Origin of the sequence: Streptomyces sp. NRRL F-5126, assembly GCF_000721265.1 — a bacterium.
Classification (GTDB): domain Bacteria; phylum Actinomycetota; class Actinomycetes; order Streptomycetales; family Streptomycetaceae; genus Streptomyces.
Genome location: NZ_JOFZ01000007.1, coordinates 216475 through 241361, shown reverse-complemented (window position 1 = coordinate 241361; position 24887 = coordinate 216475). Strand labels below are relative to the sequence as shown.

The 24887-nt window shown below is 71.5% G+C and carries 24 protein-coding genes; 10 read left to right on the top strand and 14 right to left on the bottom strand.

From position 1 onward, the window contains the following. Positions 1–98 precede the first annotated feature (98 nt). Positions 99–404, top strand: a complete 306-nt coding sequence (locus IH48_RS0117365) for a chaplin (RefSeq protein WP_030904663.1) — start codon at positions 99–101, stop codon at positions 402–404. Between the two features lie 160 nt (positions 405–564). Here IH48_RS0117365 and IH48_RS0117360 read toward each other — a convergent pair whose 3' ends face one another. From IH48_RS0117360 to IH48_RS0117320, 9 genes are all read right to left on the bottom strand, one after another. Next, a complete protein-coding gene (locus IH48_RS0117360; RefSeq protein WP_030904655.1) occupies positions 565–1431 on the bottom strand; it encodes a tyrosinase family protein in 867 nt (288 codons plus the stop codon). A gap of 26 nt (positions 1432–1457) precedes the next feature. Then, entirely contained in the window at positions 1458–1937 is a 480-nt protein-coding gene (locus IH48_RS0117355) for a tyrosinase family oxidase copper chaperone (protein ID WP_030904653.1), read from the bottom strand. A gap of 105 nt (positions 1938–2042) precedes the next feature. Beyond that, positions 2043–3077, bottom strand: a complete 1035-nt coding sequence (locus IH48_RS0117350) for a LacI family DNA-binding transcriptional regulator (RefSeq protein WP_030904651.1) — start codon at positions 3075–3077, stop codon at positions 2043–2045. Further along, on the bottom strand, positions 3077–4501 hold the full coding sequence (locus IH48_RS0117345) for an L-fucose/L-arabinose isomerase family protein (protein WP_030904650.1): 1425 nt from the start codon (positions 4499–4501) through the stop codon (positions 3077–3079). Before IH48_RS0117345 ends, IH48_RS0117350 begins: the two co-directional genes overlap by 1 nt. A 72-nt stretch (positions 4502–4573) precedes the next feature. Next, on the bottom strand, positions 4574–4912 hold the full coding sequence (locus IH48_RS0117340) for an L-rhamnose mutarotase (RefSeq protein ID WP_030904648.1): 339 nt from the start codon (positions 4910–4912) through the stop codon (positions 4574–4576). 16 nt (positions 4913–4928) lie between these two features. After that, complete coding sequence (gene rhaS / locus IH48_RS0117335; protein WP_030904646.1) at positions 4929–6017, bottom strand: rhamnose ABC transporter substrate-binding protein; 1089 nt, start codon at positions 6015–6017, stop codon at positions 4929–4931. A 97-nt stretch (positions 6018–6114) separates the two neighbouring features. Next, the gene (locus IH48_RS0117330) at positions 6115–7185 is read right to left on the bottom strand and encodes an ABC transporter permease (protein WP_037842300.1); all 1071 of its coding nucleotides are present in this window, start codon (positions 7183–7185) and stop codon (positions 6115–6117) included. Next, complete coding sequence (locus IH48_RS0117325; RefSeq protein ID WP_030904634.1) at positions 7169–8218, bottom strand: ABC transporter permease; 1050 nt, start codon at positions 8216–8218, stop codon at positions 7169–7171. Before IH48_RS0117325 ends, IH48_RS0117330 begins: the two co-directional genes overlap by 17 nt. After that, positions 8215–9735: a sugar ABC transporter ATP-binding protein gene (locus IH48_RS0117320; protein ID WP_030904632.1), complete on the bottom strand. Its 1521-nt coding sequence runs from the start codon at positions 9733–9735 to the stop codon at positions 8215–8217. Before IH48_RS0117320 ends, IH48_RS0117325 begins: the two co-directional genes overlap by 4 nt. 292 nt (positions 9736–10027) lie before the next feature. Here IH48_RS0117320 and rhaI point away from each other — a divergent pair, with 292 nt between their 5' ends. Both rhaI and IH48_RS0117310 read left to right on the top strand, forming a co-directional pair. Then, entirely contained in the window at positions 10028–11197 is a 1170-nt protein-coding gene (rhaI, locus tag IH48_RS0117315; RefSeq protein ID WP_030904630.1) for an L-rhamnose isomerase, read from the top strand. A 160-nt stretch (positions 11198–11357) separates the two neighbouring features. Then, complete coding sequence (locus tag IH48_RS0117310; RefSeq protein ID WP_030904628.1) at positions 11358–12377, top strand: LacI family DNA-binding transcriptional regulator; 1020 nt, start codon at positions 11358–11360, stop codon at positions 12375–12377. A gap of 34 nt (positions 12378–12411) precedes the next feature. On the opposite strand, the gene IH48_RS0117305 is transcribed toward IH48_RS0117310, so the two are convergent. The 3 genes from IH48_RS0117305 to IH48_RS0117295 all read right to left on the bottom strand — a co-directional run bounded on the left by IH48_RS0117305 (position 12412) and on the right by IH48_RS0117295 (position 14933). Beyond that, positions 12412–13206 carry an SDR family NAD(P)-dependent oxidoreductase gene (locus IH48_RS0117305; protein ID WP_030904626.1) on the bottom strand — a complete coding sequence of 265 codons (795 nt, stop codon included), beginning with the start codon at positions 13204–13206 and terminating at the stop codon, positions 12412–12414. Between the two features lie 147 nt (positions 13207–13353). Next, positions 13354–14397, bottom strand: coding sequence for a DUF6397 family protein (locus tag IH48_RS33415; RefSeq protein WP_051839953.1), 1044 nt, complete (start codon positions 14395–14397; stop codon positions 13354–13356). A 125-nt stretch (positions 14398–14522) separates the two neighbouring features. Beyond that, positions 14523–14933: a roadblock/LC7 domain-containing protein gene (locus IH48_RS0117295; RefSeq protein WP_030904621.1), complete on the bottom strand. Its 411-nt coding sequence runs from the start codon at positions 14931–14933 to the stop codon at positions 14523–14525. A 155-nt stretch (positions 14934–15088) separates the two neighbouring features. On the opposite strand from IH48_RS0117295, the gene IH48_RS0117290 reads away from it, so the two are divergent. The 3 genes from IH48_RS0117290 to IH48_RS0117280 all read left to right on the top strand — a co-directional run bounded on the left by IH48_RS0117290 (position 15089) and on the right by IH48_RS0117280 (position 17273). Next, a complete protein-coding gene (locus tag IH48_RS0117290; protein ID WP_030904619.1) occupies positions 15089–15517 on the top strand; it encodes a PPOX class F420-dependent oxidoreductase in 429 nt (142 codons plus the stop codon). A 29-nt stretch (positions 15518–15546) separates the two neighbouring features. Further along, the gene (locus IH48_RS0117285) at positions 15547–16200 is read left to right on the top strand and encodes a class I SAM-dependent methyltransferase (RefSeq protein ID WP_051839952.1); all 654 of its coding nucleotides are present in this window, start codon (positions 15547–15549) and stop codon (positions 16198–16200) included. Between the two features lie 167 nt (positions 16201–16367). Continuing rightward, positions 16368–17273 carry a hypothetical protein gene (locus IH48_RS0117280; protein ID WP_030904615.1) on the top strand — a complete coding sequence of 302 codons (906 nt, stop codon included), beginning with the start codon at positions 16368–16370 and terminating at the stop codon, positions 17271–17273. 93 nt (positions 17274–17366) lie between these two features. Here IH48_RS0117280 and IH48_RS0117275 read toward each other — a convergent pair whose 3' ends face one another. Together IH48_RS0117275 and IH48_RS0117270 are read right to left on the bottom strand one after the other, a co-directional pair. Continuing rightward, on the bottom strand, positions 17367–17549 hold the full coding sequence (locus IH48_RS0117275; protein WP_030904613.1) for a hypothetical protein: 183 nt from the start codon (positions 17547–17549) through the stop codon (positions 17367–17369). Between the two features lie 90 nt (positions 17550–17639). After that, on the bottom strand, positions 17640–18737 hold the full coding sequence (locus IH48_RS0117270; protein ID WP_030904612.1) for a fatty acid desaturase family protein: 1098 nt from the start codon (positions 18735–18737) through the stop codon (positions 17640–17642). Positions 18738–19068: 331 nt separating this feature from the next. Here IH48_RS0117270 and IH48_RS0117265 point away from each other — a divergent pair, with 331 nt between their 5' ends. The 4 genes from IH48_RS0117265 to IH48_RS0117250 all read left to right on the top strand — a co-directional run bounded on the left by IH48_RS0117265 (position 19069) and on the right by IH48_RS0117250 (position 24863). Then, positions 19069–20082, top strand: a complete 1014-nt coding sequence (locus tag IH48_RS0117265; RefSeq protein WP_030904610.1) for an acetamidase/formamidase family protein — start codon at positions 19069–19071, stop codon at positions 20080–20082. A gap of 96 nt (positions 20083–20178) precedes the next feature. Then, entirely contained in the window at positions 20179–21648 is a 1470-nt protein-coding gene (locus IH48_RS0117260; protein ID WP_030904609.1) for an aldehyde dehydrogenase family protein, read from the top strand. Next, positions 21645–23192: an APC family permease gene (locus IH48_RS0117255; RefSeq protein ID WP_234434291.1), complete on the top strand. Its 1548-nt coding sequence runs from the start codon at positions 21645–21647 to the stop codon at positions 23190–23192. Before IH48_RS0117260 ends, IH48_RS0117255 begins: the two co-directional genes overlap by 4 nt. An 84-nt stretch (positions 23193–23276) precedes the next feature. Continuing rightward, positions 23277–24863: a GMC family oxidoreductase gene (locus tag IH48_RS0117250; protein WP_030904606.1), complete on the top strand. Its 1587-nt coding sequence runs from the start codon at positions 23277–23279 to the stop codon at positions 24861–24863. Positions 24864–24887 lie beyond the last annotated feature (24 nt).

The following is a 24887-nucleotide window of genomic DNA, read 5'->3' as shown; positions in this document are numbered from 1 at the left end:
CTGCGGCAATCGCCGTTACCCGGCCCGGGTCCCGGCGTTGAACGTGCGTGAGGCCGTACATCGTGCGGCTGTGCAGCAAACGTTCAAGGAGATTCTTGATGTCGCGTATCACGAAGGCAACCGCGGTGCTGGCCGGCGCCGGTGCCGTGCTGGCCGGCGGTGCCGGAATGGCCGCCGCCGACGCCGGTGCTGGTGCCGCCGCCGTCCACTCGCCGGGCGTCCTGTCCGGCAACGTCCTGCAGGTGCCCGTCCACGTGCCGGTGAACCTGTGCGGCAACACGGTCAACGTCATCGGCCTGCTGAACCCGGCCTTCGGCAACACCTGTGTCAACGTCGACGGCCACGGCCACGGCCACCACCACGGCCACCACGACGGCGGCGGCCAGGGCGGCTACGGCGGCTGATCCCCTTCCGCGGGCCGCGCGCCCGCGCCTGGCGGCGGGGCCCTGACGGGCGTCCGTCGCCGCACCCCTTCTCGGGCGGCCCCACGCGTTCCCACGCGAGGGGCCGTTCGAGTGCGCGCGGCGGGGACCGCTGTGCGGGGCGGTACCGGCCGGTGGCGGCTCAGGCGTACCGGTAGGTCTCCGCGTGGCCGAGCATCGCCGAGGGCGTCACGTTCCACGGCGGCATCGGCTCGTGGAGACTGATGACGCGTCCGCTCTGCGGGTCCCCCGCCGGCAGTTTCTTCGCCGGCAGGTAACCCGCCTTCGGATGCCTGGCCTGCCAGCGGTCCCACAGCAGGTCCACGAACGCGTGGTGCAGCCAGAACACCGGGTCGTTGGGGGACGCGGCACCCAGCATGTCGCCGCCGACCCAGCGGTGCACCCGGTTGTGGTTGCGCCACGGCTGGTCGACGCCGGGCTTCACCCACCCCTCCAGGCCGTTGCGGAAACCCTTCGTGGGCGTCGAGTCCCAGGGCGCCACGTCGTAGACGGGCCGCTTCATCGCCGACTCCAGCTCCGCCGCGGTGGGCAGCACGATGGGGTCGTGCCCCGGCCGGCCGAGGTTGCGGGTGAGGAAGCGGTCGTCGGTGACGTTGTCGCGTACGGTCCAGTTGCCGGACCTGTAGGCGAAGGGACCCGTCATGACCTGCTGGTCCTGGGAGCGTCCCGTGCCGCCGAGGAAGTCGTCGCCCCACAGTGCGGCGGCCGGTGTGTTGTCCTTGGTCCAGTCCCAGTACGGCAGGCTCACCCCGGGGTCGATGGAGCGCAGAGCCCCCTCGAACTCCAGCAGGAACCTGCGGTGCCAGGGGAGGAAGGTGGGAGCCATGTGTCCGGAGCGCAGCCCGCTCTCGCCGTCCGGCGTGTAGAACTCGACGTGGGTGCGGACGAACTCGTCGTAGTGGCCGCGCCTCTTCAGTTCGAGCACCGCGTTGACGAAGCTCTTCTTCTCCGCGCTCGTGAGGTCCCGCTGGTTCTTCCTCGTGTACATGGCGGTGGTGGTCCTCCCCGGTTCGGTCAGGCGTGGTGGAGCATCGGGCCGTCGAGTGACAGCCGGGCGCCGTGCAGGTCGTCGACGGCGGCGCGGGCGGCGGCGAGCGGCGTCGGGAACGACTCGTAGTGGTTGACCACGCTCATCCAGCCGCCGTCGGCCCGCCGCATGAGCTTCAGGGGCCTGCCGTCGACGAGGACGTCGTCCGCCGGGACGTCGGGGTGCACACCCGGCCGGTACGCGGCGGTCCCGGTTGTGGCCACGCCGGTGGAAGGCCTGATGCTGATGTGGCGGCCCCGGTAGGTCTCCTCGACCGCCTGCCGGTACGGCGGGGCTCCTGGGGCCGGCGGATCCACGGTGCCGGTGCGTGCCGCGCCGTCGGCGTGCACGAGGGGGGCGAGGGCCGCGGCCGTGCCGCCCAGCGCACCGAGGCCGTACAGGGTGCGCAGGAGTGCGCGCCTGGTCCGTCCGCCGCCTGCCGCGGCACCCGTCGTGGCACCCGTCATGGGCTCCTCCGCTCGTCGTACGGGGTGGGACGAGGGGTCGCCGTCCCACCCCGCACAACGAGGTGACGGCGCAACGGTTATCCGGATGCGGTGGGATTTCCGGTGTCAGGGACGGCGGCGGTGGGGCAGCGAGGAGGCGCGGACCACGAGTTCGGGTTCCAGCACGATGCGCCGGTGGCGGTGGGCCGCCGCACGCTCCCCTGTCTCCTCGATGAGCAGGCCGGCCGCGAGGGCGCCGAGCCGGTCGGCGGGCTGGCGTACGGAGGTCAGTGGCACGGCGGCGGCCGCCGCGAACTCTATGTCGTCGTAGCCGACGAGCGCAGTGTCCTCGGGGACGCGCACGCCGGCGTCGTACAGCGCCTGGAGCACTCCGAGTGCCAGCAGGTCGTTGGCGCAGAAGACCGCGGTGGGCCGCGGCTGGGCGCCGAGCAGCCGGGCGCCCGCGTCCCTGCCGGAGGCGACGTCGAGGCGCGCGGCCTCGATGTGGCGCAGGGCGGTGTGGGGCAGTCCGGCGGCCGCGAGCGCGGCGAGCGCCCCGTCGCGGCGCTCCTGGCACTGGGCCAGGTGCATCGGGCCGCTGACGTACGCGAGGCGGCGGTGGCCGGCCTGGAGCAGGTGGCGCACCGCGAGCTCGCCGCCCGTCACGTCGTCGACCGCCACTGAGCAGCCGTTCTCGCTCGGCACGACCCGGTCGACGGAGACGAACGGGATCCCGTGGCGGCGCAGGACGTCGAGGCTCCGCCCGGTGGTGTCGGCGGGCGAGACGAGCACGCCGCGCACCCGCTGCTCGGAGAAGATGGTGAGGTACGCGGCCTCCTCCTCGGTGTTCTCCGCGCTGTCGCAGACCATCACGCCGAGCCCGGCGTCGCGCGCCGAGCGCTCCGCGCCCGCGGCGACCGCGACGAAGAACGGGTTGGCCATGTCGAGCACGAGCAGGCCCAGCATGCGGCTGCTGCCGGCGCGCAGCTGGCGCGCGGACTCGCTGCGGACGTAGCCGAGCCGGGTGATGGCGTTGAGCACCCGGCGGCGGGTGGCGTCGGTGACGGATTCCGGACGGTTGATCACGTTGGACACGGTGCCCACCGAGACTCCGGCCGCGTCCGCCACGTCCTTGATCCCCGCCGGCCGGGTACGGCCCATCAGACGGAGACCTCCACGAGGTCGATCCCCGTCAGGCCGGCGACTGCGCGCAGGTCGGGCAGGAGGCGGCCGGTGGCGAGTGCCCAGTGGTGGCCCACGCCGCTCGCACTCCAGGCGTCCGTCCACTCGCCCGGGTCGCAGCCGAAGTCCACCCTGGAGGTGGTGTTGCCGATCTCCAGCAGCGGGCCGCCGACCACCTCGCCCTCGGCGGCGACGAGGCGGTACGAGCCGTCGCGGCCCTGCCCGAGGCCGACGAGCGTGACGGGTCCGTGCCGTACGTCGAACTCGACGGACACGCCCCAGCCGCGCTTGCCGTGGTAGACGCCGAGGCCGCGCAGCAGGGGCTTGCGCTCGCTGATGGCGAGGTGGCCGGGCCCGTCGTGACCCATCTCGACGACGCCCGCGGTGAAGTCGAGTGCCTGGAGTTCGGTGAAGGAGCCGCCCGCGCCGAGCCGGTCGGCGATGAGCATGGCGAGCGAGGTGCGCAGCTCGTACTCGCCGCAGGTGGGCACGGAGCGCGCGGTCAGCAGGGAGGCGCCGAGGATCATGCCGGCGCCGAGCCGCTCGTGGGTCTCGCCGTCGAGTCCGCGGTGGTAGTAGGCGAGTGAGTCCAGGTCGAAGTCGGCGACGAGCGCGTCGAGGCCGACGGACACCCGCGCGGCCCAGCGCAGGTCTTCCTCCACGACGGAGCCGTCGAGGTCGAAGACGTCGCGGGTCTCGGCCAGCTTGGCCTCGACCTCGTCGTCGGAGACCTTCTCCACCCTCACCCTGAGGTCGTCGAACTCCAGGACCTCCATGTGGCCGCCGAGGTTGCCGGTCACCATGGTGAGGTCGGTCGAGACGTCGTACATGCCCGGGTACAGGTGCCCCATCAGCCCGTGCCTGCCGTTGCCGAGGACGGAGCGCACGCCGGCGGCCCTGATCCACCGTCCGATGCGCTCCCAGGCGCGCTCGTCCTCCAGATGCCCGGAGACGGACCTGAACTCCACGCCGACGCGTTCGAAGGCGTTCGCCATCTCCGGCAGCGGGCAGGCGCCGCAGTAGGCGAGCCACTGTCCGGTGTCGAACGTGGCGTGGTCCATGGACGGGGTCGGCTGGAGGTTGATCAGCAGGACGGGCGCGCCGCTGCGCCGGGCGACGGGCACGAGCATGCTCGCCGTCATGTAGGTCGTCAGGAAGCCGACGATGAGGTCGCAGTCGGCGGCGCGCAGCTTCGCCGCGGCCTCGGCGCCCTGCTGGGCGTCGGAGATGAAGCCGGTGTCGACGATCTCCGCGTCGAAGGCCCGCATCCGCTCGACGACCCGTGCGGCGGACCGTTCGAGCTGCGGGAGCAGGTCGGGGAACTGCGGCCAGTAGGCGCCGAGCCCTCCTGCGACGAGCCCGATCCGGGGCTTGCGGGCGACGGCGGGGGTGCGGTGGTTCATGGCGCCTCCATCGGGTGGGTACGGGCGGTGGGCGGCGTGTCGCGCGCCTCGGTCGTGACACGCCGCCGTCGGTCAGGCGAGGTGGAATATCTCGGTGAGCGGGACCATCGCCTCGTCGGGCGCCGGCCCCGCCGCGGCGGCCCGCCCTTCGGGTTGTTCGAAGAACGGGGCCATGCCGGACTGCCAGCGTGCGTTGACCCCGGTGCGGCCCATGGCCTCGCGGGCCGCCTCGAAGTCCTCGGTCTCGAGGTATCCGACGAGCAGTCCGTCCTCGCGCAGGAACAGCGAGTAATTGTGCCAGCCGGACGCGGTCAGGGCCTGGAGCATCTCCGGCCACACCTCGGCGTGGCGCGCGCGGTACTCCGCCGCCCTGTCCTCGCGTACCTTCAGCAGGAAGCAGACGCGCTGCACGGTGCCGCCTCCCGGCTCAGAAGTGGAACTGGTCGATGTTGGTCTTGTCGAAGACGGTCGGCTTGCCGAGGATGACCTCGCCGTCCTTGCCGACGGTGAACTTGCCGAGCTTGCCCGCGCTGAAGGTGTCTCCCTGCGCGCCGGTGATCTGGCCGGACGCCAGGGCGGCGGCCGCGTAGGCGCCGAGGTAGCCGAGGTTCTCCGGGTTCCACAGCGAGAACTGCTCGACGGTGCCGTCCTTGACGTACTTGCGCATCTGGTTGGGTGTGCCGAGGCCGTTGAGCACGACCTTGCCCTTGTACGAGGAGTCGTCGAGGTAGCGCGCCGCGGCGGCGATGCCGACGGTGGTGGGCGAGATGATGCCCTTGAGGTCGGGGTACGCCTGGAGGAGGCCCTGGGTCTGCTGGAACGACTTCTGGTCGTCGTCGTCGCCGTAGGCCACCTTGACCAGCTTCATGTTCTTGTACTTGGGGTCTTTCAGCTCCTGCTTCATGAAGTCGATCCAGGTGTTCTGGTTGGTCGCGTTCTGTGTCGCGGAGAGGATCGCGATCTTGCCCTTGTAGCCGATCTGCTTCCCGATGTGCTGGACGAGGCTGCGCCCGATGTCCTCGGAGCTGGCCTGGTTGATGAAGATCTGGCGGCAGTCCTTGGCGGTGTCGGAGTCGTAGGAGACGACCTTGATGCCCTGCTTCATGGCCTGCTTGAGGGGGCCGCACACCGCGTTGGGGTCGTTCGCCGCGACGAGGATCGCGTCCTGCTGCTGCTGGATCAGTGTGTTGATGTACGACACCTGGGAGGAGGCGCTGGCGTCGGACGGGCCGACCTCCTTGGCCGTGCCGTGGAAGGACTTGGCCGCCGCGATGCCCGCGTCGTCGACGATCTTCTCGTAGGGGTTGTTGATCTGCTTGGGCAGGAACGCCATCTTGAGGTTCTTCTTCAGCGGAGCGTTCGGGTCGGCCTTCGCGGAGCTCGCGGCGGCGCCGCCCCCGTCGTTCTTGGCGTCGTTCTTGGTGGTGCCCGAGCAGGCGGTGAGCGCGACGGCCAGGGCGCAGACGGCGGCGGCTGAGGCTGCTGTGCGCCCGCGGGCGGCGGTACGGATCGTCATGGGGTCGTGGCCTTTCAGGAGGTCGCTGCTGAGGATGTGCGGGCCGTGCCGGGGCAGGCCGGGCGGCACCGGCCCACGGCGGGGTGGCGGTGGGTTGTCAGGTGGTGGGGGCAGCGGCCGACGCCGCTCGCCGTTGCCGCCGTTCGGTGACGGCGCCGATGATCCGCGGGGTGAGGACGGAGGCGACGAGCAGCAGGCCCGTCACGACGGTCTGCACCTCGCCCGGCACGTCGTTGAGCGTGAGCAGGTTGCGCAGGACCCCGATGAGGAGGATGCCGGCGACGGCCCCGGCGAGCGTTCCCTTGCCGCCGTCGAAGTCGATGCCGCCGAGCAGGATCGCGCTGATGACCAGCAGCTCGTAGCCGGTGCCGTTGTCCGCACGCGCGCTCCCGTAGCGCAGGGTGAAGACGATGCCCGCGAAGGCGGACAGCAGGCCGGTGAGCACGAAGAGCAGCAGCTTGTACCGCTTGACCCTGATGCCCGCGAAGAAGGCGGCGTCCTCCTGGGAGCCGATCGCGAACAGGGCGCGGCCGAAGGAGGTGGAGTGCAGGACGAAGGCCGTCACGATCGCGAGCACGATGAACAGCACGATCGGATAGGTCAGGAACGTGCCGGGGACGGTCGTGGTGTTGGCCGTCCAGTCGGCGTACTTCGACGGGAAGTCGGTGATCGCGTCGCTGCCGAGGACGACGGAGGCGAGACCGCGGTAGAGGGCGAGGGTGCCGATGGTCACCGCCAGCGAGGGCAGTCCCACGCGGGTGACGAGCCAGCCGTTGAGCAGGCCGCCGAGTATCCCGACGACGAGGACGACGGGCACGATCGTCTCGAAGGCCCAGCCGGCGTTCCACAGGGCGCCGGCGAGGGCGCTGCTGAAGCCGAGCATGGAGCCGACGGACAGGTCGATCTCGCCGGCCACAACCAGCAGGGTCATGGGCAGTGCGATCAGGGCGACCTCGGATATGTCGTTGAACGCGAAGGCGAGGTTGCCGCTGCCGCTGAAGCCGTCCGTGGTGCCGAGGCCGACGAGGAAGACCGCGATCAGCAGGGCGACGACCGCCGTGTCCCAGCGCAGGGCCAGGGACTTCGCGCGCAGGCCGGCCGTGAGCGGGGGCTCCGCCTTCCCGGCCGCGCCGGGCGCGGGGCTGCGGGTGTCAGGCGCCATGGCCATGGCGGGCGCTCCTCTTCCTCAGTGCGGCTGTCATCCGCAGGTTGACGATCCGGTCGGCGCTGATGGCCGCGAGCAGCAGCGCTCCGGTGATGGCGCCCTGCCAGAACGAGCTGACCCTCAGCACCACCAGGGCGCTGCCGATGGTGGTCACCAGCAGGGCTCCCAGTGCCGCGCCCCACGCGGTGCCGGTGCCGCCGGTGATGGCGACGCCGCCCACGACGACGGCGCTCACGACGGTCAGCTCGTAGCCGTGCGCGTTGTCCGCGACCACCGTGCCGAACCGGGCGAGCCAGAGGGCGCCGGCGAACCCGGCGACGGCCCCGGAGAACAGGTAGGCGCCGAGGACGCGGCGGCGCATCGGGATGCCGGCGAGCCTGGCCGCCTCCGGGTTGGAGCCGATCGCGTACAGCTCGCGGCCCGAGCGGTAGCCGCGCAGGAAGTACGTGGTGAGCGCGAGCAGGACCACGGCGATGAGCGGCAGGTACGGCACGCCGAGGACGCTGCCGCTGCCGAGGTGCAGGATCGCCTCGGGCACCTGGGCCGCGTTGATCTGGTCGCCGCTCGCCCACCAGTAGTCGAGGCCCTGGATGATGTAGAGCATGCCGAGGGTGACCACGAGCGCGGGGACCCTGCCGAAGCTGACGAGTGCTCCGCTGACGAGGCCGCAGACGAGGCCGATCGCCACGCCGAGCAGCAGGGTGATCAGCACGCCGTGCTCGGTGTCGGCGACGAACTTGCCGCAGGCGAAGGCCGACAGGCCCGTCACGGAGCCGACGGACAGGTCGATGTTGCGGGTCACGACGACCACGGACTGCCCGATCGCGAGCAGCACCAGGATGGACGCGTTCAGGAGCAGGTCCTTGACGCCCTGGCTGTCGAGGAAGCGCGGGTTGGCGATCCAGGTGCACAGGATCAGCAGGACGAGCGCGCCCGCGATGCTGATCTCCCTGGCGCGGAAGACGGTGTCGACGAGGGAGCGTGCCGAGCCCGGCTCGTCCGTGGCCGCGGTGGGCTTGTCGGTCAGGGTGGTCATGCCGCGGCCCTCTCTCGTCCGGTCGCCGCAGCCATCACGCTCTCCTCGGTGGCCTCGGCACGGGGTATCTCCGCCGTGAGGCGGCCTTCGTGCATGACGAGCACGCGGTCGGCCATGCCGAGCACCTCGGGCAGGTCGGAGGAGATCATCAGGACGGCGAGTCCGTCGGCGGCGAGCGAGGACAGCAGCCGGTGCACCTCGGCCTTGGTGCCGACGTCGATACCGCGGGTGGGTTCGTCCACGATGAGCACGGCCGGCAGCGTCGCGAGCCACTTGGCCAGCACGACCTTCTGCTGGTTGCCGCCCGACAGCACGCCGACCGGGTCGGCAAGGCGGTTGTACTTGAGCTGGAGCCGCACGGCCCAGTCGGCGGCGCGTCCGTGTTCGAGGGCGCGGCGCACCAGCCCTCCCCTGCCCAGCTTGCCGAGGCCGGTCAGGCCGATGTTGCGCTCGATGGACATCGCCATCACGAGGCCGCGCTGCCTGCGGTCCTCGGGGACGAGGGCGAGCCCCGCGTCCATGGCGGCGGTCGGCGACCCCTTGGGCAGCTTCCTGCCGGCCACCTCGACGTCGCCCGCGTCGGCCCGGTCCACGCCGAAGACGGCCTGGGCGACCTCGCTGCGGCCCGCGCCGACGAGCCCCGCGAGCGCGACGATCTCGCCACGCCTCACCTCGAAGGAGACGTCGTGGAAGATGCCCTCCCTGGTGAGCCGGCGGACCGTCAGGGCGGTCTCGCCCAGCTTCGCCTTCTGCTTGGGGTACAGCTCGCCGAGATCGCGGCCGACCATCCGCCGCACCAGGTCGTCCTCGGTGAGTCCTTCGAGGGGCTCGGAGGAGACGAAGCGGCCGTCGCGCAGGGTGGTGACCCTCGCGCACAGCCGGAAGATCTCCTCCAGCCTGTGCGATATGAACAGGACGGCGGCGCCCTCGGCTTCGAGTGCCCGCACGACGGAGAAGAGGCGTGCGGTCTCGCTGCCCGTCAGCGCGGCGGTCGGCTCGTCCATGATCAGGACGCGCGCGTCGAAGGAGAGCGCCTTGGCGATCTCCACGATCTGCTGGTCGGCTATGGACAGGCCGCGTGCGGGCCTGTCCGGGTCGAGCGCCACGCCCAGCCGCTTCAGCAGGTCCTCGGTGGTCGAGCGGACGGCCGTGCGGTCGATGCGGCCCAGCCCGCGCCGCGGCTGGCGGCCCATGAAGATGTTCTCGGCGACCGACAGGTCGGGAAAGAGCGTGGGCTCCTGGTAGATGACGGCGATCCCGGCGTCGCGCGCGTCCGCCGGCCCCGCGAAGGTGACGGGGCGTCCGTCGAGCAGCACCACGCCGCTGTCTGGCCGGTGCACGCCGGCGAGCGTCTTGATCAGGGTGGACTTGCCCGCGCCGTTCTCCCCGGCGAGTGCGTGCACCTCGCCGGGGAACAGCTGGAGGGATACGTCCCGCAAGGCCCGCACCGCGCCGAAGGACTTGCTCACGTCCCTCAGTGCCAGAACGGGGGCTGAGCCCGTTTCGGGCTGGTTCATCGAAGGCTCCTCGGCGTGGCTCACTCTTGGCACATCGTGAAAGGTTTCAAAAGGATGTCCTGGAAGCTAGACGCCCTCGGCCGACGGAGTCAACGGGTCTGCTCGACATTTTCCGGCTCGCCCGGATGTGGAACGATCCGACGCGAACGGCACGGTACGGCAAGAGCCTTGACTCACCAAGGGGTGTCCTCTACGTTGACCTGGCAATGAAACGATTCAGCCTCATGTTCGATCAAGGCTGCGTTGCCGGCACGGCCCGCGCGGCGGGTCCCCACCACGGGAGCTCCGAGAGATGTCAGGTCAGTCCGCTGTGTCCGCGGCGAAGGCCGCGCTGAAGTCCCAGGCCATCGAGTTGCCCTCGTGGGCGTTCGGCAATTCGGGGACACGCTTCAAGGTCTTCGCCCAGCCCGGCGTGCCGAGGTCGCCCGAGGAGAAACTGGCCGACGCCGCCCGGGTCCACGCCCACACCGGTGTGGCGCCCACGGTGGCGCTGCACATCCCGTGGGACCGCGTCGACGACTACGCGACCCTCGCCGCCTACGCGGGTGATCTCGGGCTGCGCCTCGGCGCCATCAACTCCAACGTCTTCCAGGACGACGACTACAAGCTGGGTTCGGTGGCCCACCCCGACGCGGCCGTGCGCCGCAAGGCACTCGGCCACCTGCTCGAGTGCGTCGACATCATGGACGCCACCGGCTCACGCGACCTCAAGCTGTGGTTCGCCGACGGCACCAACTACCCGGGCCAGGACGACATCTCCGCGCGTCAGGGGAGGCTGGCCGAGGCCCTTTCGGCCGTCTACGAGCGGCTCGGCGACGACCAGCGGATGCTGCTCGAGTACAAGCTGTTCGAGCCGGCGTTCTACGCGACGGACGTGCCGGACTGGGGCACGGCGTACGCGCACTGCCTCAGGCTCGGCCCGAAGGCGCAGGTCGTCGTCGACACCGGCCACCACGCGCCGGGCACGAACATCGAGTTCATCGTGGCGATGCTGCTGCGGGAGGGGAAGCTGGGCGGCTTCGACTTCAACTCGCGCTTCTACGCCGACGACGACCTGATGGTCGGGGCCGCCGATCCGTTCCAGCTCTTCAGGATTATGTACGAGGTGGTGCACGGCGGCGGCCTGGATGCCGGCATCGCGTTCATGCTCGACCAGTGCCACAACATCGAGGAGAAGATCCCGGCGATCATCCGTTCCGTGATGAACGTTCAGGAGGCCACGGCGAAGGCCCTGCTGGTGGACGGGGACGCTCTGGCGCGGGCGCAGCAGGAGGGCGACGTGCTGGGCGCGAACGCGGTGCTGATGGACGCGTACAACACGGATGTGCGCCCGCTCGTGGCGGAGGTCCGTGATGAACTGGGCGCCGACGCCGACCCGGTCGCCGCCTACCGCTCCTCCGGATACGGGCAGAAGATCGTGGCCGACCGCGTCGGCGGCACCCAGGCCGGCTGGGGCGCCTGACAGCGCGGGTACACGGCAGGCGGCCGGCCGCGGGCAGTGGCCCGGGCACCGGCCGCCGCGCCGTGCCCGGGGAGGTCGCGCATATGATGGTGGGCCCGGTCCGGCGCCAGATCCTCGGCGGCACGCGGGCCCCGGGACGAGGCGAATGAAGGCGGGCGAAGTGGCGCAGACGGTGGGGATCAAGGACGTGGCCCGGCTCGCCGGCGTCTCCGTCGGCACCGTCTCGAACGTGCTCAACCGCCCCGACAAGGTCGCGGAGCGCACCCGGGTGCGGGTACGTGCGGTCATCGACGAGCTGGGCTTCGTGCGCAGCGAGACCGCGCGGCAGCTCCGCGTCGGCACGAGCCGCATCCTGGCGATACTCGTACTGGACATGGCCAACCCGTTCTTCGTCGCGGTCGCCAAGGGCGCCGAGCGCGCGGCCAGGGAGGCCGGGCTCGGGGTGATGCTCTGCAACAGCGCGGGCAGCTCCGCCGAGGAGGCGGAGTACCTCTCGCTCTTCGCGGAACAGCGCGTTCGGGGCGTACTGGTGACACCCGCCGACGAGACGGGCGGCAACCTGCGGGACTTCGCCCGCAGGCAGATCCCGTACGTGCACGTGGACCGTGCCGTGTCGCACGCGCTGGGCTGCTCGGTGTCCGTGGACGACGTGGCGGGCGGCACGCTCGCCGTGCGGCATCTGCTGGCGGCGGGGCACCGCTCGGTCACGTACATCAGCGGGCCGAAGCAGCTGGCGCAGTGCCGGGACCGGCGCACCGGCGCCCTGGCCGCGCTGCGCGAGGCTGGGCTGCCGGACGACGCGCTGCGCCAGGTCGAGGCGGCGCGGCTGGACGTCGCGTCGGGCATCGACGCGGGCGCGCGGCTGCTCGGCCTGCCGGACAGGCCCACGGCCGTCTTCTGCGCCAACGACCTGCTGGCGCTCGGCGTGCTCCAGGCGATGTACGGCGCGGGCGTCGACGTGCCGGGCGACGTGTCGATCGTCGGCTACGACGACATCGAGTTCGCAGCGGCCGCCGTCGTGCCGCTGACATCGGTGCGCCAGCCGGCGGACCGCATGGGACGTACGGCGGCCGAGATGCTGATGGAGGAGACGGGCCTGGAGGCGGAGCATCACACGCACCGCGCGGTGGTGCTCCAGCCGGAGCTCGTCGTCCGCAGCTCGACGCGCCGCCTCGACTGAGCCCGGCGAGCGCGGTGAGGCCGGGCCCCGCGGGTCAGGGCACGATGGAGTCGATGTAGCCGCCGTCCACCCGGACCGCCGCGCCCGTGGTGGCGGACGCCTGCGGCGAACCGAGGTAGACGGCCATGTTGGCGATCTCCTCCGGCTCGATCAGGCGCTGGAGCAGCGACTGGGGCCGGTGCTCCCGCATGAAGACACGCTGCGCCTCCTCCCAGGGCAGTTCGCTGTCGACCAGCTGGTAGACGAACTCCTCGACGCCGCCGGTGTGGGTCGGCCCGGCCAGCACGGAGTTCACCGTGACGCCGGTGCCCGCAGCCGTCTTGGCGAACCCCCTGGCGACGGCGAGGAGAGAGGTCTTCGTGACCCCGTAGTGGATCATCTCGGCGGGGACGGCGATCGCGGAGTCGCTGGCGATGTACTGCACCCGCCCGAAGCCGCGGTCGGTCATGCCGGGCAGGTAGGCGCGGGTGAGCCGGACGGCGGCCAGCACGTTGACCTCGAAGTAGCGCCGCCACTCGTCGTCGGTGATCTCCAGCGCCGGCTGTGCACCGAAGATGCCGAGGTTGTTGCAGAGGATGTCTGTGCGCGGCAGCGCTTCGAGGACGGCGCGCGCGCCCTCGTCCGTCGACACATCGCCCGGCACGCCGACGAAGTCGCCGCCCGGCGAGGCGTCACGCAACCGGTCGAGCGCCTTGTCCACGGACTCGTCGGTGCGGCCGTTCACGGCGACCCGGGCGCCTGCCCTGGCCAGGCCCTGTGCGATGGCGGCGCCGATCCCCCGGGTGGAGCCGGTCACGAGAGCGGTCTTTCCTGCGAGGTCGATACGCAAGTCCGGTTCCTTCCGTCTGCGGTCGTCGGTGTGCGCGGTCACGGCACCGGGGACATTGTGGGCCCGCCCGGCCCCTGTGCCTGGTCCTGCGGCGCACGCGGTGTGTCGCCACCGGCTCCGCTCGCCCGGGACCGCGCTCGCGGCCCCTCAGCTCCGCCGCATCGGTCCCGGCCCAGCGGGCGCCCCGGGGCGCCGAGTGCCCGCGGGGCGCGATGGAGCCCCGCGCCGCCGGCCGCGCAACCGCCCGAGCAGACCCGAGGCGGAGCCGGCGCGCGCCAAGGGGCCGCGCGCCACCGCGACGGCGGCGGCGACCGACGCAGCGGCGCCTTCCGCGGTGAGCGCCGCTGGGACGGGGGGCTCTGCCCCCTCCGGTGCGGCTGGGGCGGCCCGGGGATACGGCGCGGGTACGGCACGGGCACGCGGCGCAGGCTCAGACTCCCTGGCCTCTGCGAGCAGCGCCCGCGCATTGGCCGCGTACCAGGCCGCTTCGTCGGGATCCTCCGCCGTCACCAGTGCCCGGACCACCTCGGCCGCACGATCCGACGTCGGCCTGAAGTGGGCGAGTTCCGGCGTCACGGCCGCGACCCGCTCCCGTTCGCCGGGATCGGGCAGCAGCCGGGCCAGCTCCGCCGGCTCCAGCGCGGCAGCTGCCGCGGCCACCCGCTCCCAGGGGCCCGCCGCGTCCCGCAGCAAGGCGCTGACGCGTCTGCTGCGCCAGTTGCACGCGCGGCGGTCGCCGCCGTCGGCCAGGGTGCGCAGCCGCTCCGGCAGGCGCCCGAGCAGCAGCAGCGGTTCCGCGGCTCGCAGCGCCCGCAGTTCCTCCGCGAGATAGAGCCACACGATCGTCCGGTAGCGGTTCAGGAAGAATCGCACCGGGGTCAGCAGACCGGCCCTCGCAAGCCGGGTGAACCTGCCCGGGCTGATGCCCATGAGCTCGGCACCGCGCGCCGTGCCCATCGTGAGTACCCGCTCACGCAGCGCGTCAGGGAAGTCCCCGGCCGCGCGCAAGCGGTCGATCTCCCCACGTGGGACCCTGATCCGCGCGGCCGCGCTGCCGTCCGCCGCGCGTACGTGCCCCAGCTCCACCGCGAGCGTGAGCTCGCCGCGCTTGAGGCCCAGCTCTCGCGCGGCACGATCCGCGCCCACCGACTCGCCCGTGCCGGTTTCCTTCGTGTACCTGCCCTCGGCCATGCCCGTGCTCCCCCGTCCAGTGCGGCCGCCACCGGCCGCGACTACGCTCGGTGATCACCGTAGCGCGGGGGGAACATGGTCCGCGACCCCTGTGGAAAACTCTTGAGGATCACGAACCCGGCAGGTCAGAGGCCTCCCAGCGTCGTTCCCTCGTTCCGCGGGGTCAGGCCCAGGTGCTCACCGACGCGGTGAACGAGCAGGGTCATCTCGTAGGCGATCTGCCCGACGTCCGCCTCGGCTCCGCTGAAGACGCACAAGCAGCTCCCGTCCCCCGCCGCCGTGACGAACAGCAGGGCGTCGTCGAACTCGACCATGGTCTGGCGCGGCTGCCCGGCGCCGAAGTGGCGGCCGGATCCGCGCGCCAGGCTCTGCAGGCCCGAGGCGACCGCGGCGAGGTGCTCCGCGTCCTGCCTGGGCAGTCCTGAGCTCACGCCCGTGACCAGTCCGTCGTTCGAGAGCACCAGCGAGTGCCTGATGTGCTCGACGCGCTCGGTCAGATCGTCGAGAAGCCAGTCGAGTCCCTTGTCGGCCGCCATCCCCGCCCCTTCGTGTCCAGCCGTTCACCGCCCCGCCGTGCGCGTGAGCCCGCGCACCGTCGACAGCCTGTCGCACCGCCCCGCCGGGAGCAAGGAGTGTCCGTTTCCCGGGGAGTCGCGCGCGAGAGGGGCCGCCGCGGCGGATGATGGCGCCCATGACCGATCGAATGAACGAGGACGAGTGGCGTGCCTTCCTCTCCGAGGGGACGCGCACCGGGAAGCTGTCGACCGTCAACGCCGACGGCAGTCCGCACGTGGCGCCCGTCTGGTTCCTGGTGGACGGCCCTGACCTGGTGTTCAACACCGGCAGGGAGACGGTGAAGGGCCGAAATCTCCTGCGGGAGGGGCGGGCCGCGCTGTGTGTGGACGACGAACGCGAACCGTACGCATTCGTGCTGGTACGCGGCTCCGTGGCGGTCAGCGAGGAGCCCGGCGACCTCCTCGACAGCGCGATCAGGATCGCCACCCGCTACATGGGCGAGGCGCGCGGCAGGCAGTTCGGGGAGCGCAACGGCGTGCCGGGCGAACTGGTCGTAAGGCTGCGCCTCGACAAGGTCACCGCGTATTCCGCCGTCTCGGAGTGAGGGCGCCAGGCGGCTGGGAGCATGGGGGCATGAGCCACGACCTCGCCCGCACGCGGGCCTTCTTCGGTGTCCGGGCAGCGGGCTGGGAGAGCAGGTTCCCCGACGACGGACCCGCGTACGCCGCGGCCGTGGCGGCGATGGGCCTGCGGCCGGGCGCCACCGTGCTGGACGCGGGCTGCGGTACCGGCAGGGCGCTGCCCGCGCTCCGCGCCGCCGTAGGGCCGGCCGGCCGCGTGCTGGGGGCCGACGCCACGCCGGAGATGCTGGCAGCGGCGGTCGGGCACGGCCGCCGCTCCAGCGGCGCGCTGCTGCTGGCGGACGCCGGCGCCCTGCCGCTGCGGCCCGGAGCACTCGACGCGGTGTTCGCCGCCGGACTGGTCCCCCACCTCCCGGACCCCGCCTCCGGCCTGCGGGAACTGGCGCGCGTCGTACGACCGGGCGGCATGCTCGCGCTGTTCCACCCGATCGGCCGGGCCGCGCTCGCCGCGCGCCAGGGGCGGCGGATCACGGACGACGACCTGCGGTCGCGGCCGCGTCTGCGACCGCTGCTCGCCGAGGCGGGCTGGAGGCTGGACTCGTACGTGGACGAGGAGGACACGTTCCTCGCCATCGCGCTGCGGGGGTCCGCTGTGCCGGGGGGCCGCGCACCGGGCGTGCCGACGGCGGACGGCGAAGAGCTGTAGCGGTCCCGGCCGGCGCGTGGACTCCGCGCTCGCGGCCGGGACGCACTCGTGGGACGGGACAAACCAGGACAACCGCAAAGTCGCAGGTGGGCGGTGCATCGCAGGGCCCTCGACGCGGCGGTTACCCACTGGTTAAGGTCACCGGCAGCCGAACGACGGGAGTTGCCGTGGCCTTGACCGAGGGGGCTATTGATGAGGATTCACTGTACGTACTGACAGCGGTGCTGCTGACGCCCGCGCAGTTTCCTTCCGTGCTCGGCGACGACTTCCCCCAGGCGTGCGCCGCGCTCGGGCTGCCGCCTGACGAGAACGGCTACGGGCTCGTCCTCGGCCAGGACGGTGCGGGAGCGCGGTGGACGGTGGCCGTGGACGACGTGTCGCTGGTGGCTGTGGCGATCGCGGCGTGGGACTGCGGGATGGAACAGGAGCTCTCGCCGCCTGACCGCTCGGTCGTCGCCGCCCTGCCGGGGTGGCCGTTGGCTCTCGCCGTCGCCGCGCCCGGCGTGCCGGAGCCGCACGACCCCGAGGGTCGGACGGAGCCTCTCACTCCTCCCGGCGCGGGCATGTGGGGGCCGGCGCAGCGCAGGCTGGGCGCCGACGAGGTCGCCACCCAGTGGACTGCCTGGCGTGCGCAGTTCGACGCCCCGGTACCGGACGATGAACCTCAGCCGGAGGACGAGGGTGGCCGCGCATCCTCCGACTCTCACCCTGAGGTCGAGGTCGAGGCGGAGGCATCCGACGCAGGGGCGGGCGAGGGCGGCGAGGCGCCGGCGCGGGCCCGTGAAGGCGCCGGTCCGGAACCCTCCGATCCCGAGGTGCACGACGTCCTCGCCGAGTTGCACGGTTACCTGGAGCAGCCGCCGCCCACGGGGCGTGTGCGGTCGAGTTTCGCTCCCGGGGGCGCGCGCATCCTGAGGGCCGACGGTCCCGGGTGGTCCTTCGTGGCCAGGACGGACGACATGGCATTCGTGCTCCTCGACGACGCGCCGGGCACCGTGATCCCCGTCGGCCGTGGCCCGGAGCTGCCAGGCCTGCTCACCGCGCTCGACGCGATGGCCGTCCGCCCGGCATGACGCCGGGTCCGGCCAGGCGTGCCCGGCCGGACCCGGGCCGCAACGCGCCACGGCACCGCCCACGCGAACGCGGGCGGTGCCGTGGCCGAGTCGTCAGCGGCCGAGCTCCCTGCGGCTGATCCTGCGCAGCCTCTTGCGCTGCGAGGAGTCGAGCGCCAGGTAGGCGGCGGCGGGCACGCCGACCATCACGATCAGCGCGATCCAGAAGCTGGTCATGATCCACAGGACGAGGCCGATGGCCACTCCCCCGACGGCTATCTTTGCCCTTGTCGACATCTTCGGTGCCTCCTCCGCGGCTGTCGCCGCTACTGCTTGATGTAACGCCCGGCCGCGCCCATCGGTTCCACTATGCGCCCGCCCCGTCCACTATGCGTCCGACCTGAGCGGTTCGCCCACCTCGTGCAGGTGTCCGAGGGTTTGCCGGTAGGACTGGAGCAGCCCGGTCTCGGTGTAGGGGATGCCCAGCTCCTTGCAGTGTGCCCGCACGAGCGGCTGGGCGAGACGCAGGTGCGGCCGCGGCATGCTCGGGAAGAGGTGGTGCTCGATCTGGTAGTTGAGCCCGCCGAGGAACCAGTCCGTCAACGCGCCCCCGCGGACGTTGCGCGAGGTGAGGACCTGCTTGCGCAGGTGGCCGAGCGTCTCGTACACGTCTGGCTCCGGCATCTGCATGCCCTTGTGGTTGGGGGCGAAGGACATGCCCAGGTGGAGCCCGAGAAGCATCTGGTGGATCAGCAGGAAGACCAGTGCCTGCGGCAGGGACAGCGTCGTGATCAGCAGGGACACGTAGAGCGCGACGTGGACGAGCAGCAGCGTGCCCTCCCGTATGCGGTCCCTGCGCGCGATGCGGTCGCCCTGGTGGGAGAAGACCGCGCGGAAGCCGTGCACCTTGAGCGCGATGCCCTCCAGCATGGTCAGCGGGAAGAACAGCCACGCCTGGTGGCGGGTGAGCCAGCCGTCGAATCCCGTACGGTTCGCGGCGTGGTCCTGGCTGAAGACGATGACGTCGGGCGCCACGTCCGGGTCCTTGTCGACATGGTTCGGATTGGCGTGGTGCTTGTTGTGCTTGTCGTTCCACCACTCCTGGCTCATGCCGAGCAGCAGGTTCGCGTGCACGAGCTGGACCAGGCGTCCCCTGGCCCGGTCCGCCGTGATCTGCGCGTGTCCCGCGTCGTGCCCGATGAACGCCATACGGGCCGTGATGACCGCGAACGGCGGTGCGAGCAGGAGCGTCCACCAGGAGGACCCGAGCAGTACGAGTCCGAGGACGATGCCGCCGAGGGCGATCAGGTTGACCCCGATGCTTCGCGCGTACCAGCCTGCCCTCCGCTCCAGCAGTCCCTGTTCCTTCACCTGGCGCAGCAGGGGTGCGAACTCGCTGCCCGCGCTCGTGCGGCTGGTCGGCCGGGCGGGCTCGGGGCCCTGCTCCGGTTCCGCGTCGACGGCGGTGGCTACGGCCTGGGACATCACGGTCTCCGGTCTGTGATCGGGCGTGGCGAGGGGGAAAGACGACGGCGCGAACCGCGCTGACCTCTAGAAACGTAGAAGAGCGCGCTGCGGTCAGCCATGGCGTCACCACCCCGGTCCGCCGTTGCTGACCCCCGCACCCACGGTGGTGCTGGCCATACCTCGCGCGGGTACGCAGCCCCCGGGCGGGGCAGGTGCCCTTCCGCGCGGCGGGAGCGTGATCGTACGGTGGGCCCGCGTCCGCCGCGTCCGGTGCCGGCGAACGCCACGCGGCACGAACCCACCGCACCGGCACGTGCCCGTCCCACCGCGACGACTGGAGCAGCCCGTCATGAGCGATCCGAGGATCCTGACCGTACGTCCCGAGCCGGACGAGTACGCCTGGACGTTCGGAGGGAGCGCCCCCGTAGCGCGGATCACCCCTGGCACGGTGCTCGACCTGTTCACCGAGGACTGCTTCGCCGGGCGGGTCCGCTCGGCGCGTGACCTCGTCTCCGAGGTGTGCGACTTCCCGTACCTCAACCCGCAGACGGGACCCTTCCACGTGGAGGGCGCGGAGCCCGGCGACACCGTTGCCGTGCACTTCGTGTCGATCGAGCCGGCGCGGGACTGGGCCGCCTCCACCACCGTCCCGCTGTTCGGCGCCCTCACCTCCACGCACACGACGGCGACGCTCCAGCCGCCGCTGCCCGAGGTGGTGTGGATGTGGCAGCTGGACCGTGAGCGCGGGACGTGCCGGTTCACGGCTCGCGACAGTGACATCGAGATCGACCTGCCGATGGACCCGATGCACGGCACGGTCGGGGTGGCGCCCGCCAACCTCGAAGTGCGCTCCGCGCTGGTGCCCGACGCGCACGGCGGCAACATGGACACGCCCGAGATGCGCTCCGGGGTGACGTGCTACCTCGGCGTGAACGTGGAGGGCGCGCTGCTCAGCCTCGGTGACGGGCACGCACGCCAGGGCGAGGGCGAGACCTGCGGCGTGGCCGTGGAGTGCGCGATGAACACGGTCGTCATCGTCGAGTTGCTGAAGGGGGTGCAGACCCCGTGGCCGCGCATCGAGTCGGACACGCACATCATGTCGACGGGCTCGGCGAAGCCGCTGGAGGACGCGTTCCGCATCTCGCAGCTGGACCTGGTGCAGTGGCTGGCACGCGACTACGGGCTGTCGGAGCTCGACGCCTACCAGTTGCTCTCGCAGGCCGGTGAGGCTCCGCTCGCCAACGTCTGCGACACCAACTACACGTCGGTCGCGAAGATCCGCAAGGAGTGGCTGCCCGCCGGCGAGCCGCACCGCGGCCTGCACCGGCATCTGCGGGAGACCGCGGCGGTCCTGACGCGCTGACGCGGGCCGCCGCGCGCTGGAACACACAGGTTTCGGCCGGGCGGGTGTGCCGGACGATCTTCCGGGTAGGCACCCCGATCAAACGTAGGAGTGTGCATGCCTGAGCTTTTCATCGGCGGTAAGTGGACCTCGGCGGCGGAGGGCCGGGTGCGGGAGATCCGCTGTCCCGCGGACGGGACGCTGGTCGCCACCGTCGACGAGGCGGGGCCCGGCGACGCCGACGCGGCGATCGCCGCCGCCCGCGACGCCTTCGACGGCGGCGGCTGGCCGCGCACCAGCGCGGGGGAACGCGGGCGGCTGCTGCTGCGCGTCGCCGCGCTGCTGGAGCGCGACAGGGCGGCGCTCGCACGCGCCGAGTCCCTGGACACGGGGAAGCGCCTGGTCGAGAGCGAGTTCGACATGGACGACATCGCGAACTGCTTCCGCTACTTCGGCAACCTGGTCGCGGCGGGCGGCACGGACCGCGTCGTGGACACCGGCGACCCCGCCGTGGACAGCCGCGTCGTGCACGAGCCGGTCGGTGTGTGCGCGCTGATCACCCCGTGGAACTACCCACTGCTCCAGACGGCGTGGAAGGTGGCGCCGGCGATCGGCGCGGGCAACACGTTCGTCCTCAAGCCGAGCGAGCTGACGCCGCACACGGCGATCCACCTGATGCGCCTGCTGACCGAGGCCGGCCTGCCCGACGGGGTGGCGAACCTGGTCCTCGGTGCCGGCGCCACCGCCGGCGCCCCGCTGACGGAGGATCCGCGCGTCGACATGGTGTCGTTCACCGGCGGGCTCGTCACCGGCAGGCGCATCATGGCGGCCGCGGCGCCGACGGTGAAGAAGGTGGCGCTCGAACTCGGCGGCAAGAACCCGAACATCGTGTTCGCCGACGCCGACTACGAGGCGGCCGTCGACTACGCCCTGACCGCGGTCTTCCTGCACTCCGGGCAGGTCTGTTCGGCCGGGGCGCGCCTCCTGGTGGAGGACGGGCTGCACGACCGCTTCGTCAGTGACGTCGTCGAGCGGGCCCGTGCCATCCCGATGGGCGGCCCGTTCGACGAGCACGCCCGTACCGGGCCGCTGATCTCGGCCGCCCACCGCGAGAAGGTCGAACGGTACGTGGCGGCGGGGATCGCCGAGGGCGCGGTGCTGCGGTGCGGTGGAAAACGCCCGGAGGAACCGGAGTTCGCGAACGGGTTCTACTACCCGCCGACCGTCCTGGACGAGTGCGCCGCCGGCATGTCCGTGGTGCGCGACGAGTCGTTCGGACCGGTTTTGACCGTCGAGCGGTTCCGTACCGAGCAGGAGGCGCTGGCGCTGGCGAACGACACCGTCTACGGTCTGGCCGGCGCGGTGTGGTCGCAGGACGTCGGCAAGGCCCACCGGGTGGCGGCGCGCATGCGGGCCGGGACGGTGTGGATCAACGACTTCCAGCCGTACGTGCCCCAGGCGGAGTGGGGCGGATTCAAACAGTCGGGTTTCGGGCGCGAGCTGGGTCCCGCCGGGCTCGCCGAGTACCAGGAGGCCAAGCACGTGTGGCGCAACCTCGAACCGAAGCCGCTGAGGTGGTTCGCGTGAGCGCGCCGATACCGGACGGCGCGCAGGACGATGACGACAAGTCACTCTCGGATTTCGGCTACAAGCCCCAGCTCAAGCGTTCTTTGGGCAACTTCCACACGTTCGCGGCGGGGATCAGCTATATCTCCATCCTGACCGGGACGTTCCAGCTGTTCTACTTCGGTGTCGGCTTCGCGGGGCCCGGCTACTGGTGGTCGTGGCCGATGGTGTTCGTGGGCCAGCTGATGGTGGCGCTGTGCTTCTGCGAGCTGGCGGCCCGCTATCCCGTCGCGGGCTCGATCTACAACTGGTCGAAGAAGCTGGGCGGCCCGCACATAGGCTGGCTGGGCGGCTGGATGATGGTCGCCGCCACGATGGTGTCGCTGTCCGCGGTGGCGCTCGCCTATCAGCAGACCCTGCCGCAGATCTCCTCGGTGTTCTGGGTCATCGGTGACGGCAGCGCGCCGGGGGACGCGGCGAAGAACGCCGTGTTCCTCGGTTCCTGCCTCATCGTCTTCACCACGCTCGTCAACGCGTTCGGCGTCAAGCTGATGGCGCGGATCAACTCGGCGGGCGTGCTGATCGAGCTGATCGCCGCCGTGGTCCTGGTCGTGCTGCTGGCCGCGCACATCACCCGGGGACCGTCCACGATCACCCAGAGCCACGGCTTCGGGCAGGGCCAGTCCCTCGGCTACTTCGGCGCGTTCCTCACGGCCTCACTCGCGTCCGCCTACGTGATGTACGGCTTCGACACGGCTTCCTCGCTCGGTGAGGAGTCGAAGAACCCGAGCCGCAACGCGCCGCGGGCGATCCTGCGCGCTCTCGTGGCGTCGTTCGTCATCGGCGGGCTGATCCTGCTGTTCGCGCTGCTGGCCGTGCCGGACCTGGCGTCCAAGCAACTGTCCACGGGCGGACTGCAGTACGTGGTGCTGTCCACTCTCGGCTCCACGGTGGGGCAGGCGGTGCTGTGGTGCGTGTTCATCGCCATCACCGTCTGCGAACTCGCCGTGCACACCGCGGGCATCCGCCTCGCGTTCGCCATGGCACGCGACAACGGCCTGCCGGCCTCCCGCCTGGTGGCGCGGGTCAGCCCGCGGTTCCAGACGCCGATCGTGCCGGCCGTGGTGATCGGTCTCGTCGCCATCGGGATCCTCGTCCTCAACATCGACCAGCCGCAGATCTTCTCGGTCGTCACCAGCATCGCGATCATCATGATCTACCTTGCGTACCTCTCGGTGACACTGCCCATGCTGTGGCAGCGGCTGCGCGGCAGGTGGCAGCCGGCCGAAGGCGGCTTCTCGCTCGGCAGGTTCGGGCTGCCCGTCAACATCGTGGCGGTCCTCTGGGGTGCCGCGATGGCGCTGAACCTCGCCTGGCCGCGTGCCAGCGTGTACGACGCGACCTCCCCCCACCACTGGTACCTGCGGTGGGGTGCGTTCCTCTACATCGGTGTCATCGCCATCGCCGGCTTCGCCTACTACTGGTTCCGCAAGCGGGGCCGCCTCGACGTGATCGAGGACAGCAGGGCCGCCGAGCCCGGACCGGCGCGGCAGACCGCGGTGTAGCGGCGCGAGCGGCCGTGCCGCGGCCGGCTCCCGCCCGTCCTTTTGCCCTTGCCCGCGCAACACCACGAAACCTTGGAGCAGTTGATGCCCGCTCGGCCCTCGGACACGCACGAACCCGTCTACGACTACGTCGTGGTCGGCGGAGGTACCGCGGGGTCGGTGGTGGCCGCGCGGCTCAGCGAGGATCCGGACGTTTCGGTGTGCGTGGTCGAGGCGGGCCCCTCGGACGTCGGCGACGACAACGTGCTGCGGCTCGAGGGGTGGATGGCGCTGCTGGAGTCCGGCTACGACTGGGACTACCCGGTCGAGCCGCAGGAGTTCGGCAACAGCTTCATGCGCCATGCGCGCGCGAAGGTGCTCGGCGGCTGCTCCTCGCACAACTCCGCCATCGCCTTCTGGGCGCCCGCGGAGGACCTGGACGAGTGGGGGGCGCTCGGCTGCACGGGCTGGAGCGCCGACGACTGCTTCCCGCTGTACCGGCGGCTGGAGACCAACGACGCACCCGGCGACCACCACGGACGCTCGGGCCCCGTCACCATCCGCACCGTGCCGCCGCGCGACCCGTGCGGTACGGCACTGCTCGCCGCCTGCGCGGACGCGGGCATCCCGACGACGCCGTTCAACACGGGCAGGACCGTCACCCGGGGCGCGCACTGGTTCCAGATCAACGCCCGTGAGGACGGGACGCGTTCGTCGGCTTCGGTGTCGTACCTGCATCCTGTGCTCGGCAAGCGGCCCAACCTGGACGTGCGCACCGGGCTCCAGGCCGCGCGGCTGCTGTTCGACGACGGCCGTCGGTGCACGGGAGTCGAGTTCCTGATGCCGGACACCGTGCACAGGCAGCGGGTGAGCGCGCGGCAGGAGGTCATCGTGGCGTGCGGCGCGATCGACTCGCCGAAGCTGCTGATGGTGTCGGGCATCGGCCCGGCCGGCCACCTGCGCGAGACGGGTGTGGAGGTGCGTGTCGACTCCCCCGGTGTCGGCTCGCACCTCCAGGACCACCCGGAGGGCGTCATCATGTGGGAGGCCAAGCGCCCGATGGTGACGTCATCGACGCAGTGGTGGGAGATCGGCATCTTCACGCAGACCGAGGACGGTCTTGACCGGCCCGACCTCATGTTCCACTACGGATCCGTGCCGTTCGACATGAACACCTACCGGCGCGGCTATCCCACGTCGGACAACGCGTTCTGCCTCACACCGAACGTCACCAGGGCGCGGTCGACGGGCACGGTCAGGCTGCGCACCCGGGATTTCCGCGACAAGCCGAAGGTCGACCCGCGCTACTTCACGCACGAGCACGACGTGCGGGTGATGACGCACGGGTTGCGGCTCGCGCGGAAGATCGCCGCGCAGGCGCCGCTCGCCGAGTGGACGGGCACGGAACTGGCCCCGGGACCAGCGGCGCAGACCGACGAGGAGCTGTTCTCGTACATCCGGGAGACGCACAACACCGTGTACCACCCCGCGGGCACCGTGCGCATGGGCGCGGAGTCCGACGCCGACTCACCACTGGATCCCCGGCTGCGCGTCAAGGGCGTCAGCGGGCTGCGGGTGGCGGACGCGTCGGTGATGCCGTTCCTGCCTGCCGTCAACCCGTGCATCACGACGATGATGATCGGGGAGAAGTGCGCCGATATGATCAAGTCGGACCGTGCCGGGATGAGTTGACCTGCCGAGGCATGTTCGCCAGGT

Excerpts from the sequence above, each read along its gene's own strand:
- rhaS (WP_030904646.1), bottom strand. The coding sequence starts at position 6,017 with ATGACGATCCGTACCGCCGCCCGCGGGCGCACAGCAGCCTCAGCCGCC.
- IH48_RS0117265 (WP_030904610.1), top strand. The coding sequence starts at position 19,069 with ATGAGCGATCCGAGGATCCTGACCGTACGTCCCGAGCCGGACGAGTAC.
- rhaI (WP_030904630.1), top strand. The coding sequence starts at position 10,028 with ATGTCAGGTCAGTCCGCTGTGTCCGCGGCGAAGGCCGCGCTGAAGTCC.
- IH48_RS0117320 (WP_030904632.1), bottom strand. The coding sequence starts at position 9,735 with ATGAACCAGCCCGAAACGGGCTCAGCCCCCGTTCTGGCACTGAGGGAC.
- IH48_RS0117295 (WP_030904621.1), bottom strand. The coding sequence starts at position 14,933 with ATGGCGGCCGACAAGGGACTCGACTGGCTTCTCGACGATCTGACCGAG.
- IH48_RS0117330 (WP_037842300.1), bottom strand. The coding sequence starts at position 7,185 with ATGGCCATGGCGCCTGACACCCGCAGCCCCGCGCCCGGCGCGGCCGGG.
- IH48_RS0117355 (WP_030904653.1), bottom strand. The coding sequence starts at position 1,937 with ATGACGGGTGCCACGACGGGTGCCGCGGCAGGCGGCGGACGGACCAGG.
- IH48_RS0117345 (WP_030904650.1), bottom strand. The coding sequence starts at position 4,501 with ATGAACCACCGCACCCCCGCCGTCGCCCGCAAGCCCCGGATCGGGCTC.
- IH48_RS0117290 (WP_030904619.1), top strand. The coding sequence starts at position 15,089 with ATGACCGATCGAATGAACGAGGACGAGTGGCGTGCCTTCCTCTCCGAG.
- IH48_RS0117260 (WP_030904609.1), top strand. The coding sequence starts at position 20,179 with ATGCCTGAGCTTTTCATCGGCGGTAAGTGGACCTCGGCGGCGGAGGGC.
- IH48_RS0117270 (WP_030904612.1), bottom strand. The coding sequence starts at position 18,737 with ATGTCCCAGGCCGTAGCCACCGCCGTCGACGCGGAACCGGAGCAGGGC.
- IH48_RS0117360 (WP_030904655.1), bottom strand. The coding sequence starts at position 1,431 with ATGTACACGAGGAAGAACCAGCGGGACCTCACGAGCGCGGAGAAGAAG.
- IH48_RS0117325 (WP_030904634.1), bottom strand. The coding sequence starts at position 8,218 with ATGACCACCCTGACCGACAAGCCCACCGCGGCCACGGACGAGCCGGGC.
- IH48_RS33415 (WP_051839953.1), bottom strand. The coding sequence starts at position 14,397 with ATGGCCGAGGGCAGGTACACGAAGGAAACCGGCACGGGCGAGTCGGTG.
- IH48_RS0117275 (WP_030904613.1), bottom strand. The coding sequence starts at position 17,549 with ATGTCGACAAGGGCAAAGATAGCCGTCGGGGGAGTGGCCATCGGCCTC.
- IH48_RS0117285 (WP_051839952.1), top strand. The coding sequence starts at position 15,547 with ATGAGCCACGACCTCGCCCGCACGCGGGCCTTCTTCGGTGTCCGGGCA.
- IH48_RS0117350 (WP_030904651.1), bottom strand. The coding sequence starts at position 3,077 with ATGGGCCGTACCCGGCCGGCGGGGATCAAGGACGTGGCGGACGCGGCC.
- IH48_RS0117250 (WP_030904606.1), top strand. The coding sequence starts at position 23,277 with ATGCCCGCTCGGCCCTCGGACACGCACGAACCCGTCTACGACTACGTC.
- IH48_RS0117365 (WP_030904663.1), top strand. The coding sequence starts at position 99 with ATGTCGCGTATCACGAAGGCAACCGCGGTGCTGGCCGGCGCCGGTGCC.